General features: G+C 69.1%; 14 protein-coding genes. All 14 read right to left on the bottom strand.

Translation table 11 applies throughout. The annotated features are described in order from the left end of the window. Positions 1-60: 60 nt before the first annotated feature. Positions 61-885: an aminotransferase class IV gene (locus tag GTY96_RS04010; protein WP_161663882.1), complete on the bottom strand. Its 825-nt coding sequence runs from the start codon at positions 883-885 to the stop codon at positions 61-63. Between the two features lie 2 nt (positions 886-887). Beyond that, on the bottom strand, positions 888-1,325 hold the full coding sequence (locus GTY96_RS04015; RefSeq protein WP_161663883.1) for a hypothetical protein: 438 nt from the start codon (positions 1,323-1,325) through the stop codon (positions 888-890). 58 nt (positions 1,326-1,383) lie between these two features. Then, a complete protein-coding gene (locus GTY96_RS04020) occupies positions 1,384-1,626 on the bottom strand; it encodes a hypothetical protein (RefSeq protein ID WP_161663884.1) in 243 nt (80 codons plus the stop codon). A 253-nt stretch (positions 1,627-1,879) separates the two neighbouring features. Next, a complete protein-coding gene (locus GTY96_RS04025) occupies positions 1,880-2,896 on the bottom strand; it encodes a mechanosensitive ion channel family protein (protein WP_143898673.1) in 1,017 nt (338 codons plus the stop codon). A 9-nt stretch (positions 2,897-2,905) separates the two neighbouring features. After that, a complete protein-coding gene (locus GTY96_RS04030) occupies positions 2,906-3,712 on the bottom strand; it encodes a MetQ/NlpA family ABC transporter substrate-binding protein (RefSeq protein WP_161663885.1) in 807 nt (268 codons plus the stop codon). A gap of 69 nt (positions 3,713-3,781) precedes the next feature. Beyond that, on the bottom strand, positions 3,782-4,447 hold the full coding sequence (locus GTY96_RS04035) for a methionine ABC transporter permease (RefSeq protein WP_143898675.1): 666 nt from the start codon (positions 4,445-4,447) through the stop codon (positions 3,782-3,784). Next, the gene (locus tag GTY96_RS04040) at positions 4,428-5,471 is read right to left on the bottom strand and encodes a methionine ABC transporter ATP-binding protein (protein WP_328700760.1); all 1,044 of its coding nucleotides are present in this window, start codon (positions 5,469-5,471) and stop codon (positions 4,428-4,430) included. Before GTY96_RS04040 ends, GTY96_RS04035 begins: the two co-directional genes overlap by 20 nt. Before the next feature lie 375 nt (positions 5,472-5,846). Then, on the bottom strand, positions 5,847-6,353 hold the full coding sequence (locus GTY96_RS04045) for a hypothetical protein (RefSeq protein ID WP_161663887.1): 507 nt from the start codon (positions 6,351-6,353) through the stop codon (positions 5,847-5,849). 196 nt (positions 6,354-6,549) lie between these two features. Continuing rightward, positions 6,550-9,783, bottom strand: a complete 3,234-nt coding sequence (locus tag GTY96_RS04050) for a helicase HerA domain-containing protein (RefSeq protein ID WP_161663888.1) — start codon at positions 9,781-9,783, stop codon at positions 6,550-6,552. 23 nt (positions 9,784-9,806) lie between these two features. Beyond that, a complete protein-coding gene (locus tag GTY96_RS04055; protein WP_161663889.1) occupies positions 9,807-10,823 on the bottom strand; it encodes a hypothetical protein in 1,017 nt (338 codons plus the stop codon). Position 10,824: 1 nt separating this feature from the next. Further along, entirely contained in the window at positions 10,825-12,021 is a 1,197-nt protein-coding gene (locus tag GTY96_RS04060; protein ID WP_161663890.1) for a DUF559 domain-containing protein, read from the bottom strand. Between the two features lie 137 nt (positions 12,022-12,158). Then, the gene (locus GTY96_RS04065; protein WP_161663891.1) at positions 12,159-13,394 is read right to left on the bottom strand and encodes an MFS transporter; all 1,236 of its coding nucleotides are present in this window, start codon (positions 13,392-13,394) and stop codon (positions 12,159-12,161) included. After that, complete coding sequence (locus GTY96_RS04070) at positions 13,384-14,325, bottom strand: SDR family oxidoreductase (RefSeq protein WP_143898682.1); 942 nt, start codon at positions 14,323-14,325, stop codon at positions 13,384-13,386. Before GTY96_RS04070 ends, GTY96_RS04065 begins: the two co-directional genes overlap by 11 nt. Beyond that, complete coding sequence (locus GTY96_RS04075) at positions 14,322-15,194, bottom strand: lysophospholipid acyltransferase family protein (protein WP_235685307.1); 873 nt, start codon at positions 15,192-15,194, stop codon at positions 14,322-14,324. The genes GTY96_RS04070 and GTY96_RS04075 overlap by 4 nt, the downstream gene beginning before the upstream one ends. Between the last annotated feature and the right edge of the window lie 31 nt (positions 15,195-15,225).

The raw sequence follows: 15,225 nt of genomic DNA on the forward strand, positions 1-15,225 counted from the left end.
GAAAGCGCCATCGCGCCTATCCCGGGTGTCAGCCGTGTGCCGCCCCCGGGAGGCGCATGCTCAGCCTTCGCGACCGGCCCGGGCTCCGAGGAGGGCGCGTGCCCGTTCCGCGAGGCGCAGGCTGCCAGGGAGGTCCTGGCCCAGGAGCTGGGGCACGCCCACGGTCAGGGTCACCGCGTTGCTGTAGAAACACGCCTGCGCCCGGGAGAGGTCCGCGAGCGGCAGCGCGCGTTCCACCACGGGAAGCCCGTCCACGGAGCCCTCGTCCAGGAGGACCGCGCGCGCGATGCCTGGAAGGCACGGTGCGGAGAGGGGCGGGGTGACGAGCGCGCCGTCGAGCTGCACGAAGAGGTTGGCGGTGGGCAGCTCGCAGACCTCGTCGGCCTCGTTGGTGAGCAGGGGCAGACGCGGCAGGAGCGAGTGCTGGCGGAAGTACGCGAGTCCCTTGTGATTCACCGTGCGCTCCGCGCGCCGGTAGGCCCCTGACTCCACGCTGTCGAGCGCTCGGCCTTCACGGTGCAGTACCTCCAGGTCCGGAGGCAGGGCTCGGAAGGTGCAGAGCACATGGCCGTCGCTGACCGCGAGCTTGCCCACACCCGTGAACCGGGGACCCAGCGAGGCATCCGCCTCCAGGCAGCGGCGCAGGGCGTCCCGCACGGCGCCGTCGTGGAGGAGCGGAGGCGGGGGGGCGCGCACGGCGGATGGGAAGGCGTCGAGGCTCGCGCGCAGGCGGGTGAGGTGCCGAGCGAGAAACCACGGCTGTCCGGCGTCGATGCGGAACGTGGTGAAGAAGCCCGCGCCAAAGAAGAAGCCCTGCGCGAAGTCGTGGAGGCGCAGGTCCTCCCATCGCTGGACGACGCCATCGACGGAGACGGTGGCGTGCATGATCAGCCCGAGGAGACTTCTGGCAGATAGCGGTCGAGCGGCGCCGTGGCCGAGCTCTGGACGCGGAGCTTCACGCGGTCGGGGCCCAACTCGAAGGTGTCCCAGTTCGTGAAGAAGCTCCGCTTGCGGCGCCGGTCGTGGATGTCCGACCAGGGAATGCACAGGGGCGGGTGCCCGAGGCGGAAGGGGAGCAGCGTCGCGAGGTAGAGCCCCCGCTCATCGCCGCCCACGGTGAGGCAGCTCCGGTATTCCACCCAGCCCATGTCGCCGGAGACCAGGTGCTTGCACGGAAAGCCTCCGCCCCGGTCCAGGCGGTAGAGCTGGGCAAGCCCCCTCCAGCCTCCCAACCAGGAGAGGAAGAAGGAGACGAGCATGAACATCCCCGGGATGAGGACGATGGGGAACCAGAGCCATGCGTGAGGCGCGGACTGCGAGAACATGGTCCCCCATTCTAAGCCACGGTGGCTGAATCCCGAACGGGCCCAGGAGGCCCGGCGCTCACCGCGGTCGGATGCCGTCGATCACCAGCGCTTCTTTCTTCCCCTGCCTCTTCCAGAGGTTCACCAGCACCGAGTCCGCCGGCTTGTTCGAGTGGACCCGCGCCTGGAGTTGCATGCCCGGCTTCACGAGGTCGGCCTCACTCTGGGTGAGGAGCACGGGCTGCGCCTGGACGGTGTGCTTCTTCAGGGGGCCTCCCTCCCTGCACTTCTGGCGAAAGACAGGCTTGAGGGTGCGCCCCACGACGGTGAAGCGCAGCAGCTCGGACGATGGCCATGGGGGCCTCCGCGCCTTGCACTTGATTGACCAGGTCGCGTGACGCGCTCGCCGTCAAGGCGACCTGGGGCAGGGGGCTCGAGAGACGCCCAGTTGGGAATGGCCTGCAAGCGCTGCTCCTCCGTCGTTCGATTCGGTGGGCTCAGTCACGCCTCGGCGGATTGGGACATGGCCGGCACAGCGTCCTCGGACGGTGCGTGCACAGCCGCTGCCCGCGCGCTCAACGCACCAGTTGGATGCGCGGGGCCGCGAGGCCGATGCCGTGCTCCGCGAGCAGCTCGAGCGCCCGCGTCTGGTAGGCGTCACCGATGGTGTACTGGCTTCCGTAGTCGGTGACGAAGTTGATCATCTTGAGGGTGGTCCAGGACTCCGTCGTCTCGATGATCAAGGGGACGGGCGCGGGTTCGGGGACCACCCCCTTCGTCTCCAGCGCGGCCTGCGTGAGGAGCTTCTTCACGAGCGCGAGGTCCGCGTCGAGCGGCACACGGAAGACGTGCCCGCGCACGAAGGGGCGCTCTCGACCCGAGAAGTTCAGCACGAGTCCTTGCGCCATCGTCTTGTTCGGGATGGTGATGAGCTCTTCACTGACCGCGAGCAGCAGCGAGGCGCGCCACGAGACTTCGAGCACCTGACCACTGATGCGCTCCGTGCCCGTGCGCACCTCGATCCAGTCGCCCAGCCGGAACGGGCGGTCGAGCTGAAGCGAGATGCCCGCGAAGAGCTGCCCCAGCGTGTCTTGCAGCGCGAGGCCCAGCACCACGGACACCACCGCCGAGGTCGCGAGCAGGGACGCGACCTCGATGAGGAAGACGGCGTGCAGGAGCGCGCCGAAGAGCACCGCCGCGGCCACCAGGGTCGCGATGTCGACCAGGAGCACCGGCACGCCTTCGCGCTCGCTGTGCGCGAACAGCCACTGGAAGACGAAGACGCGCGCGACCCGCAGGAGCATGTTCATCCATCCCACGACGGCGATGAAGCCCGCGCCGATGACCAGCCACTCCGCGGCATCGCTCCACACCAGCGCCCGACTGGCGAGCCAGAGCATGACGGACAGCCCCAGCGCGTTTCTCAGGGCATGGAGCTGCGACGCCATCAGGCGCCGCCGCGACGGATTCCACCGCCGCCGCTGGACCACGCTCACGAGCCACGCCACGAGCGAGAGCGCGGTGATGACGAGGAGGATGTGCCAGCGCGTGAACTCCAGGATCCTGTCGAGCAGCGAGGGGCCGAGCACCATGACGGCGCGTCACCAGGACGCCACGAGGGCGCCCTTGAACGTCCGCTCGATGAAGGCCCGCACCTCGGGCGAGTGGTAGGTCTCCACGAGCACCTTCACGTCGGGTCGCCCCGCCTCGCCCGCCCGCACGGCGATGATGTTGGCGTACGGGGACCGGGGTGATTCGCGCAGCAGGCCCTTGAAGGGATCGAGCCCCGCCTCGAGCGCGTAGTTGGTGTTGATGATGGCCAGGTCGACGTCGCCGAGCGCCCGGGCGAGCTGGGCCGCGTCAAGCTCCCTGAGCTGGTATTCGCCGCGCGTCCATTCCACGTCGAGCGGCGTCACGTTGGCATCCTGGACCTTGCGCAGGCGGAGGAGCTCCGCGTCCTCCAGCAGCTTGAGCGCGCGCGCGCCGTTGGTCGGGTCGTTCGGGATCGCCAGGACCGCGCCCTTGGGCAGTGCGTCGAGGCTCGAATGGCGAGAGCTGTACGCCGCGATGGGGAACGTGACCGTGGTCCCCACGACGTCGAACCGATACCCACGGTCCTTCTGCTGCTGCTCCAGGTACGGGAGGTGTTGGAAGCTGTTGGCGTCGAGGCTGCCATCCGCGAGCGCCGCGTTCGGCTGAACGTAGTCGGAGAACTCCACGACCTTCACGCGCACGCCACGCTTCAGCGCTTCGGCGGCGACGACCTCCATGATCTGCGCGTGGGGGCCGGAGGTGACGCCGACACGCAGCGGTTTCTCGGTTTCTTTCGTGCAGCCGTTCGACGTGAGCGCCACGGTCAGCAAGAGCCCTACGGAGAACAGCATGACAGACGCCATTTGCTTCATCATGGAAGACGGGCTCCTTGCGCGGACCGCCGTGAGAGTCGGTGAGGGTGGAAAAGACAAGGTGTTCCGCCGTCAGGGCGTGCGTGCGCCCCTGGCGGCGCGATGGGCGAGCCGGTCTCCGACCCACTGAATGGCGTTCACCAGCAGCATGAGCACGAGCACGACGACCGCCATCACCACGGGCTGGAAGCGCTGGTAGCCGTAGCGGATTCCGAGGTCCCCCAGGCCTCCGCCCCCCACCGCGCCCGCCATGGCCGACGAGCCCACGAGGCTCACCACCATCACCGTGGTGGCCGTCACCAGTCCGGGCACGGCCTCCGGTAACAGGACGCGCGTGACGATCTGCCAGCGGCTCGCGCCGAACGACCGCGCCGCTTCGATGGCCGCCGGATCGACCTGACGCAGCGCCTCTTCGTAGAGGCGCGCGACGAAGGGCGCGGCGGCGAGGGCGAGCGGCACGATGGCGGCGGTGGTGCCGATGCTGGTGCCCACGAGCCACCGCGTCAGCGGGATCACCGACACCAGCAGGATGATGAAAGGCACCGAGCGCGTGGCGTTGACGACGAGGCCCAGGGCCCGGTGCGCCGCCCCGTGGGGGGCCAGATGGCCCGGTCCGGTGACGAGCAGCAAGAGCCCCAGCGGGAGCCCCATGGCCACGGCGATCGTCGACGACGCTCCCACCATGAAGAGCGTCTCGAGCAGCGCTGACACCAGGGCTTCACGCAGCGGAGCGGACATGGCCGACGACCTCGACAGGGATGGTCTGCTGTTCGAACGCGGCGATGGCTTCCTGGATGACCGCGGGCGCGCCGTGGACCAGCAGCGAGAGCGAGCCCGTCGAGTGGCCTCGCGTGGACTCGATGTTGGCGCCGACGACGTCGACGTGCAGTTGCGGGTAGCGGAAGAGCATCTGGAAGATGGTGCTGGTCGCGTCGGTCGACGAGATGGCGAAGGTCAGCAGCGTCGACGGCCCCACGCCGGCATGTCGGCGGGCCTCATCCACGAGGTGATGGGGGAGCTTCATCTGGGCCTCCGGAGTCAACAGGCGCCGGCCGGCCGCGGAGCGGGGCTGCGCGAGGAACTGGGTGATGGGCGTGAGCTCGCTCAGTGCGCCGCCGTCGAGGACGGCGACGACATCCGCCAGCGCGCGCACCAGCTCGAGCTGATGGGTGACGAAGACGAGGGTGAGGTTCAGCTCCTTCGACAGCTCGTCCAGCAGCGCCACGACGTGCCGCGCGGTCTCCGCGTCGAGCGCGGACGTCGGCTCATCGCACAGGAGCACGCGTGGGGAGTGCGCGAGCGCCCGGGCGATGCCGACGCGCTGTCGCTGCCCCCCGGAGAGCTGCGCGGGATACGCGTCGGCCTTGTCGAGGAGCCGCACGCGCTCCAGGAGCGAGTCGACGCGCTGGGAGATCTTCGCGCGCGGGACCCCCGCGAGCTCGAGCGGTAGCGCGACGTTCTCCCGGATGGTGCGGCGGTGGAGCAGCGCGAAGTGCTGGAAGATCATCCCGATGTGGTGACGGGCGAGCGTGAGCTCCTTGTGGCCGAGCGAGGTCAACACCTGCCCATCGACCTCGACCGAGCCGTGCGTGGGCCGCACCAACAGGTTCAAGCAGCGCAGCAGCGTCGACTTGCCCGCGCCGCTCTCTCCGACGATGGCCAGCCGCTCCGCCTGTCGAAGCTCGAAGCTCACGTCCCGCAGCGCGACGACGCGGTGACGGTCTGACGCGTAGGTGCAACCCAGCCCCTGGACACGGAGCACGGGGTGCGATGCACCAAGAGAACGACCTGGAACGGACATGCACGAACTCGGGTTTCGGGGCTCGAGTCGCCGCATCGGCGGCGACCACGAATGCCGTGAATGGGGTCAGGTGAACGCGAGCGCGCTCAACAACACCGACACCAATCGCGGGCGAAACCGGGCTTCATGATGGTTCAGTGCGGTAACACGGATGATTTTCCGCCGTCAAGCGCGGGCCAGATTCGCGTGAGACGAAGGGCCCGACGACCTCATGAGGGAGGCAGGGAGGCATGCGGCCAGGCGGAGGTTGTCGCGGAGCCCCATCAGCCCAGCGCATGGGACCTCCCAGCATCACACTGGGAGGCCCTCAAGGAATGGGACTGCGGGACCCGCAGGCTACTGGATGCGCGCCTCCACGAGCTGCTGGACTCGCTCGTGGTACTCATTGATGTGGTACTCCTCCTTCAGCTCGCTCAGTTCGGCATTGAGGGAGATCTCCTTCTCCTGGTTCCAGTTGACAGCGCTGGCGCCGAGCTGGAGGACCCGCCCCATGCTGGGCGAAGCGCATTCACAGACGCGCAGGTTCGTGTTGACCAACCAGTTGGTGTTGGGGTCATTGACGTAGAGGTTGACGAGCCTCATGCATTCGGCGGGAGTGGCCGCGGCGACGGTCATCCAGTTGTGAGGCATCGACTGGGTGGTCACTACGGCGTCCCACAGCTGAAGGTAGGCCCTACAGTTGCCGGAGAACTCCGGGTTGGGATTGGCGCCCGTTCCACCGCCGTAGATGGTGACAACCCCAGTCGCGGCTCCAGGCTGCGCTCCGCTGATATTGGCGTGAACGGTCGCGGCGAAGCCCAGGGCGAGACAGGCGCCCGCGAAGATTCCAAGAGACTTCTTCATTTGTATTTCCTTCAGGTGAACGGCCAAACCCTGCTCACAAGGCAGGCCGGGAGTTGGCGCACGCGTTGTGCACGGTGCATGCCATCAGCTCCGCGCCTGGCGTCACGAGGCCGCCCTTCACCAGAAGTAACCCGCGATGTCACAATCCGTGTTTGCTTGTGACACTGTGAGCAACAGGCGCACGTGACGATGGGGGCTATTGCACGAGGGGGCGGTGCGCGAGCTGGAGGATTTCGTCCTCGGCCAGTTGCTCTGTCTTGATGATGTTCCGGTCCGCCTTGAGCTGCTCCACCTGCCCTTCGCGCAGGACGTGGAACTGGCCCATCTTCTGGGGCGGCAGCCGCACGGACGCATCCACCCGCGCGTCGGCGAACATCGGCTTGAGCTTCTTGAGGGCGACTTCTTCCTTCACACGCCCCGCGAACCAGGTGCGCACGTTGTCGCGGCACTTGTAGTCGAGGTCACCCGGGCTCTGCGTCGCGAGCATCACCCCGATACCCGCGGAGCGTGCGCGCCGGAGCAGGTTCTCCATGGGCTGCTTCGTCGAAGGACTGCTCATCGCTGGCAGGTAGATGTCCGCTTCATCGAAGAGCAGCACCGCCTGGAGCTTCGGCGACGGGTGCTGACTGGCCCAGCGGTTCGCTTCCACCAGGAGCTGCGACACCCAGAAGAGCGAGCCCTGCAATCCACCGAGGAACTTGGTGCTGATGATCGTCAGACGGGTCTTGCCTGGCACTCGCGAGGCGCCTTGGCCCAGCAGTTCGCTCATGTCGAGCTTCTCTCCCTGGGGGGAGAGCAGGGCCTGGGCATTGAGCCGCAGCGTCGCGAGATCCTGGGCCAGCTTGGTGAAGACCTTGTCATCCAACCCATGGGCCTCCTGAACGAGCGTGATGTCCTGGCCCGCGACGAAGCGCTGGATGAGGTCCAGGGTGATTTCCTTCCCGGAGGGCCGCTGCACCAACAGCCGCAGTGCCTGTGCCAGCAGCGCCTTTGAGGCCCGGTCCCGGGGGCTGTTCTTGTACTCCATCATGCTGGCGATGGCGTCCGCCGCCTGCTGGATGACCTGATCGCGCTCCTCCGGAGGAAGCTTGTCGAGCCCCCCGGGCACCACCGGAAGCGCGAGCGTCCGTCCGTCCGAACGGCCCGGTGTGAAGAGCGCCACGTCCACGCGCTCCCGCAGCAGCCGCCGGCGTTCCACCATCACCGGGTCGTCCAGCTCCTCCTCCCAGGCCTCTTCCCGCGCGTACGCGGCGAGGTCGCCCTTGCGGTCGACGAGCAGCGCGGGGATGCCTTGAATCACCAGCTGCTCGATGAGGTTCAGCGCCAGGGTCGTCTTGCCACTGCCTGGACCGCCGAGGAACGCGCTGTGCTTCGTCAGTTCGTCTGGATTCACGTAGACGGTGTTGGAGAAGACGCCTTCGGACACGCCCAGACGCATCTGTCCCTTGGGCGCTTCCACCGTCTTCGGCTTGGACGTGACCGGTCCCGACTGCGCGGGCTTGGGCGGCAGGATGGAGCTCGCAGGAGAGACCTTCCACTCCGTGTCCCCGTCGGAAAGGACGGGCTCGTTCGCGTCGGAGGGCTTGGGGGCGACAACGGGCGCGGGCGGCGTGCCCGGGACTGCGGTGGGAAGGTTCTTCTCCAGGGAGAGCACATCCGTGATGCCCTGGAGGCGCGTCACGGGGCGCGAAGCGCGGCTCCACCCGAGGAACACCGGCTCCTCATACTGCTTGCGGAACGCCTGCAACGCGAGCAGCTCACGCAGGTCACTGGGGCCCACCACCGCCCGCCGTCCTCCTTTGCGCATCAGGGCGGTGGTCTGATCCTCCACCAACGTGCCCAGGCTGTTCGGGAAGTCGGTGGTGCGGACCAGCACGGGCAGCTTGCCTGCGGCGGTCTTCAGGGCGTTCGCCATCTGGCGGCCCAGATGCCCGCCACGCGAGGAATGGTTGCAGAGCGTGACGAAGAGCTGCGCGTTGCCCGGCTGCACCGTGACGTCGAGTGACTCCTCGTCGCGAGCCTTCACCTTGAAGCGGGTGGCTCCCCCCAGTTCATCCGCGCTGACCTCGATGGCCCAGGCCAGAAGCGAGGCGATCTCCGAGTCCTGCTTGGGCACCTGCTTCTTGAAGTTGGCCTTGAAGTCCGTCCACGCCTGATCCAGGTCCAGGACCGGTGCGGGGGGCTGCACGGGGGGAGGTTGCGTCGGCGGGTGCTGCCCCTTCTCAGGCAGCGGAAACACCGCCGGGAGCTTGCCGTCCTGGACGGCCTGCTCGCGGTAGCGATGGCAGGCGTTCAGGATGTCACGCGTCCGCTGGCCGCTGAGCGGCTCAAAGCCGCTGGCCGGGATGGGGTACGTGGGCTGCGAGGGGTCGAACGCGATGCCCTTCTGCTCATACAGGGACTTCAGTCTCCGGGCGGCGATGTCCCGCGCGGCCTGCGCGGTGACGTTGATCGCCAACTCCACCGGCTCGGGATTCCGTTCGATGCGGTCCGTCATCGCGCGATTGAGCTTCGTGCGCATGGCGGTCCAGAAGTCCGTGAGACACACCACCACGATGGCGGACGGGACCTGCCCCGCGAGCGCGACCAGACAGCCCATGGCGCGGCGGAATGAAGGCTCCATCTGGGGCTTCTGCTCGAAGTCGTTCATGTCCTCCACTTGATCGACACAGAGGACCATGGCCTGTCCGAAGATGCCCATGAGCAGGCCCAGCTGGATGAGCATCCTGCTGGGGGCCTCGTCGGAAGAGCGCGGCACCAGGTTGCCGATGATGGCCCGGTCCTCGGGCGACATCTCCTCGCAGCGCAGCCACTGGACGATGCGGTGATGGAAGCGGGCTTCGCGGCGCTGGAGGCAGAGCAGCGCGCGCAGGAGGTTGACGTCGATCTGCCGGAAGTCCGGATCCGAATGCAGATCATCCGCGACCGCCCGGATGTTGCCGTGGAGGTCCGCGTCGTCCAGCACGTCCTCTCCCGGGATGTGGGCCGCGAAGATGTTCTTGCAGCGGTCCAGCACGGCCTTCGACAGGAGCATCAAGCCCGTCTCTTCGACGTGGCCATGGTCGTACGGCTTCTCCAGGGAGTCGATGAACTCCGACAGGATGTAGCGGTCGTAGTGCGTCACATCGACCGTCATCGGCAGGTAGCCGACGTAGCCCTTGTGCTGCTCATGCACGCTGTTGCGGAAGGCCCGCACCAGGTGGGTCTTGCCGCTGCCGGAGTCTCCCTTCAAGAGGAGGATCTTCCCGGAGTCTGGAGCTGGCAGCTGGGTCGCGCGCTTCAAGAGCTTCTCGAACGCCGCGCGCGCCGGAGCGTTGAGCGAGGGCACGTCGAACGGGTCACGCTTCCACAGGGTCTGGCCCTGCTGGACGCTGTTGAAGATCTCGTGACCCTCGGAGAGGAACGCTTCGAGACGGGCGTCTTTGGCCATGGGGGAGCTCCAGAGGGTTCAGGCTAGAGGACGACGAAATGGAAGCTGGCGCCGTACGAGCGCACTTCGGACTCGGCTACGTCCCGGGGATCCATCACGGCCAGGAGATCCGCCCGGCCCAACGAGAGGTGATGCGCGCGGTTGGCTTCAATCAATGCCGCGTCGAACGCCGCGCGGCTGGCCCACTCGGGCTGCAAGGCCCTCCACACATGGGAGATGAAGACCTTGTTGTCGCCGAACCGGCCCGTGGACGAGGTCCGGGCCACGTCCAGGACGCGCTTGGCGAAGGACGCCGCATCCGTGGGCAGGGATTCGCTCCGAGCCTCCTTGCGCAGGGGCTTCGGGGACTCCTTCGGTGGTGTCTTCTCTCCTTCCTTCAACACCCACTCGCGCAGGGCCGCCAGCCGCACCACCTCCGCATCCACCCGGGATGCGCCCACGGCTCGGGCGGCCAGCTGCTCCAGGCCCCGCTTCGGATGGCTGACCTGCTGACCCAGGAGCTTGCCCAGCAGGTGCGCCTTCAACGCGGCGAGGGTGAGCTTCTCCTCCGTCTCCACGCCCAGCTCCCGCCACAGCAGCCGGTCCTCGACCTGCGTCAGTGTCGGTGTCTCCGGCCCCGGGACCTGGTGCGCCCGCTTGAGCAGCAGCGCCCGCACGCCGTCCGCGTCCGCCAGCCGTCCCAGCGCCGCCTTGGAGTTCGGCAGGCCCAAGCTTTTCGCCAGCAGGTGCTGCTGCTTCACCCGCTTCCACGTCAGCCCCTTGGGTGAATCCACCCGCAGGAACTTCAGCGCGCGCTGGCGCCCCGGGCCCGTCAGCGCCAGGGCCGCGCGGCCTCGTGGCTCCACGAGCTTGCCGTCCAGCAAACCGGCCAGCAGCGAGTCGAACCGCTCGCTCCACTCACCACGGCTCCAGCGGTGCTCCACGAAAGCATGCAGCGTCTTCGCCAGCGCGGCGCGCGTCCCCGGGCTCTTCTCCGTCCGCGTCGCGAGCCAGGCCAGGGCCAGTCCCTGGAGTCGGGTGTCAGGGGTCTCGGTATCCATGTCAGGGCGTCCTTCCGGCAAGCTCTCGCCTGCGGGCTTCAATCAACGTGTCGAGGGTGTGGAGGATGTGCTCCAGCCGAGACAGCACGTCCGTCGCGAGCAGCCGGTAGACCCAGTAGCCCGCGCGCTGCAGGTCCAGGTCCTTGCGCCGGTCGCGGCGGAACCGCTCCGGGTCCTGGAAGTGGAAGTAGCCGTCGATCTCCACCGCGATGCGCAGCTCGCGGCTCAGGAGGTCCACCTCCCAGGAGCGCTTGTCTCCGGCGTCAAGCCGGGCGTTCAGCGCGAAGAGGCCCGCCGTGGTCGCGTGCTCCTCCAGCCGGTCGCGCAGGTACGCCTCCGCCTTGCTCCGGGCCCGGTCCGCGGAGGACTCCCCCGCGCCCGTGAGCACGTCCAGCGCGACCTCCGCCGCGCGGGCCCGCTGGGCCTCCGGTGCCCCCGCCTGCTCCATCTTCCGGAGCGCTTCCACCGCCCCTCGCGCCCCGGACGCCGCCTCCGGCACCTCCAGCCGGCCCTCGCGCACCAGCGCCTTCAGCTGCGTCTCCGGCCCCGCGAGGAACGCCTCCAGCGCCTCGGTGGACACGACGCACGCCACCGCGAGCGCGGGCACCGCGTTGCTCAACACGCGCGCCACCTGGAGCCCCCGGAGCGACGGCGCCACCCCCGCGGGCACTCGCACCACCGGCGCGTTTCCCGGGGGCACCAGCGCATGCAAGGCCTTCAACCCCGTGGCCACGTTCTTCGCCAGCGCCGCGCGCACCGCTTCCGGCAGCGCCCCCGGCGCCGTGGCCTCCCGCTCAATGACAAGCGTCCGGCACAGCGCCCACGTCGCCTCTGGCAACATCGCGGGAGGTGGCAGCGCGTCCAGCAGCACGCGCCTCTCGTGGGCTGTCTTTCCAGCGAACGTCGGCGTGCGCCGAGGGGCCGACGCCGTCAGGCTGAACGTCGCCAGCGCCTCCGCGTCCGCTCCCAGGTCCCGGGCCGCCGCCAGCGCCTGGGCCCAGCCCAGCGCCGCGGTGTGCGGATCCTCCCCGGAAACCTCCACCACTGTCTGGCCATGCCGCGCGGCCCACTGGTTCCAGAGGGCGCTCCCCGGCTCCACCGGCCCTTCCAACACACTCAGGGTCGCGATGCCTTCCGTCCGGCGCCGGGCCTGACGGTCCAACGCATCCAGCAGCGCGACCTCTCCCTCCCGTGCCAAGCCCTACCCCCCGGGAGTGGTATGGCTTCACCGCCCCTCGTGAGCAAAAGCCTGCTCCCATGGGTCGGGTGCTGACAAGACCCCCAAAAGAGGTATGGCGTTTGGGAGGGAATGGACCCGGGTGGGTCTGAAAGGCTTTACCGCCCCGCGTCCTCCAGCGACTCCCGACTCAGCAGCACCCCCAGCCCCGCCGCCGCGAGCGCCGACACCATGCCCGTCAGGAAGGGGGCCTGGGTGCTCCAGGACGCATACATCCAGCCGCTCGCGACAGGGCCCACCGTGCGGGCCAGCCCCCCGCACGACTGCGCCAGACCCAGCACGGCGCCCTGCTGCGCCGGGGTGGCGACCTGCGAGGCCAGGCTCGAAATCAGCGGCTGCAGGAAGCCCATCCCCGCGCCCACCAGCACCACGGAGGCCATCATGGGAATCGCCTGCTGCGACACCGCGAGCCCCACCATGCCGCCCGCCAGGATGAGCGCCCCGGTGATGAGCAGCCGGAACTCGCCCACGGCGCGCGCCAGCGGACCAATCAGTCCCCCCTGGATGATGAGCCCCAGTCCGCCCACCACCGCGAACGTGTAGCCCACTTCCTTGGAACCCCAGCCCAGCCGCGCCTGCACCAGCAGCGCGAACGCCACCTGGAGCGTGGTCATGGCCAGGAACACCGCGAAGAACAACCCCAGCACCATCCCCAAGGCCTTGCGCCGGGGCGAGTCCTGCAACGCGGACCAGCGCGTCTGGGCCTTCGCCGCCACGCGCAGCTCCGCCGGGTGCGTCTCCGGCATGGCCACCAGCGCGCCCGCGAAGCCCACCAGCGCCAACCCTCCGGCCAGCAGCGGCGGCACCCACGCGCCCAGGCCGGAGAACAGCCCGCCCAGCGTGGGCCCCAACACCATGCCCAGCCCGATGCCCGCGCCAATGCGGCCCATCGCCTTGGCGCGCGTCTGCTTCGTCGTCACGTCCGCGAGCGCCGCCTGACACGCGGCGATGTTGCCGGACGTCGCCCCCGCCAGGATGCGCGAGGCGAACAGCAAGGGCAGCATCCGTTCGAAGCTGGCCAGCGCGAACAACCCCATGGCCACCGCGTTCGCCAGCAGGCTCAGCAGGATGACCGCCCGCCGCCCATGCCGGTCCGAGTACCGCCCGAGCAGCGGCGTCGCCAGCAGCTGCGTGAGGCTGAAGCACCCCAGCAGGATGCCCACCGTGCGCGCCGAGCCGCCCATGGACTGCACGTAGAAGGGCAGCATCGGGATGACGATGCCGAAGCCCACCAGGTCCAGGAACACGGTGAGGAACACCACCGCTTCCACCCGGCGCACGAGGCCGGGCGTGGCCTGGGCGGCCGCGCCCACGCTCGCGGTCTCAGCCGCCATGGCCCGCCCGGTCCACCGGCAGCGCGTCCGCGTACGCGCGCAGGATGCGGCCCTCGTCGTAGGTGGCCTGGAAGCCCGTGGCCTCCAGGAAGCGCTTGTTGTCCACCACGATGGGGTAGCGCAGGTGGTCCGTCGCGCCCACCGACAGCCGGGGGAAGCCCGCCCGCCCCATCAGCACCGAGAGGAGCGCCGACGGCAGCGGCACCGGCGTGCGGCCCGTGCCCTTGATGATGACCGACAGCGGCACGGGCGGCGGCCCCGCGACGTTGAAGATGCCGCGCACCTTCTTCTCCAGCGCCAGCTGCAGCGCCGTCACCACGTCCTCCTCCTGGAGCATGTGGAAGAGCGGGTCGTAGCCCAGCACCATCGGCACGCGCTTGCCGCGCAGCAGGTTCGCGAGCGTGCCCGTGCCCGGCGTGCCCAGCGTGTACACGAGCCGCAGCACCGCGGTGGTGACGTCCGGCATGCGCCACAGCGCCGTCGCCGCGTACAGGTCCGCGGCCACCAGGTCCGCCAGCTCCGGGATGGCCTCCAGCGCGCGCGGCGGCTCGTCCTCGGAGTGGTACAGCGGCGAGTCCGGCGCCGCCCCGTAGAACGTGTGCCGGCCCACGAAGAGCACCTGCTTCACGCCGTGCGTCGCGCAGTGGTCGAACAGCGCCTTGGTGCCGTCCAGGTTGATGCGGCCCCGCTCGCCGCCCGGCACGGTGAACGCCGTCACCGTGGCCATGTGCACCACCGCCTCCGGCTTCCAGCGGCGGAAGACGTCCTCCGCGGCGCGCTTGCGCACGTCCACCGGGTGGACCTCGATGCCCTTCGGCGCGTCCCGCCACGGGCGGATGTCGATGCCCGCGACCTGATGGCCGCTGTCGCGCAGGCGCAGGGCCAGCCTCCGCGCGATGCCTCCGGAGATGCCTGGAATCAACACCCTCATGGCAACAGCCTCCGGGTCCGGCGCAGGTGGCGCTCGGCGCGGTTGTCCTCGATGAGCCGCTGGATGCTGGCCTTCACTTGATCCACATAGCCCTGGATGACGTGGTCCTCCTCGTCGCCCGTGCCCTCGAAGACGAGCGGCGGGCCGTAGTGGATCTCCAGCCCCACCGGCAGCGGCAGCGGCAGCAGGTACGGCGTCAGCGGGACGTACGGGACGCCCAGCAGCTTGCCCAGCGCGTACGCGTTGGTCACGGTGGGGATGGCCGCGCCGCCGCCCAGGAACGCGAAGGGGATGATGGGCGAGCGCGTCTGGAGCGCCAGCCGGATGAAGCCCGTGCCGAAGTCCACCAGCGAATAGCGCTCCGTGTAGAGCTTCGCGGTGCCCCGGGCGCCCTCCGGGAAGATCATCAGCAGCCGGTCGTCCTCCAGCAGGCGCACGGCGTGCTCGGGCAGGCCGGTGAACTGGCCGGTGCGGCTGGCCCACAGCGAGGCCACCGGGAACTTGTGGATGAAGCGCTCCAACATGCCCTGCGCCAGCCGGGGCGGGTCCATCTCCAGCAGGGTGGAGGTGAGCACCATCATCCCGTCCACGGCGACGCCGCCGGAGTGGTTGCCCACCAGCATGCCCCGGCCCGTCTTCGGGATGTGTTGCACGCCCGTGCAGCGCACCCGGAAGTAGTTCCGGTAGAGGAAGGCGAAGAACTCCAGCGCCAGCTTCAGGTGCTTCTTGGAGATGCCGTACGGGTCGACACCGTATTCGTTGAAGGGCAGCTGCAACCGCTCCACCCGCTCTGACAGTGACTCGCTCTGGGGCACGGGCGCACCGTAGCACCGCGCGTGCGCTTTGCACGGGGGGCCCGCGTCCCCCATTGTTCGGCCGGTGGGCGCCCGGATGGGATGG

The organism is Corallococcus silvisoli (assembly GCF_009909145.1).
Classification (GTDB): Bacteria; Myxococcota; Myxococcia; order Myxococcales; family Myxococcaceae; genus Corallococcus; species Corallococcus silvisoli.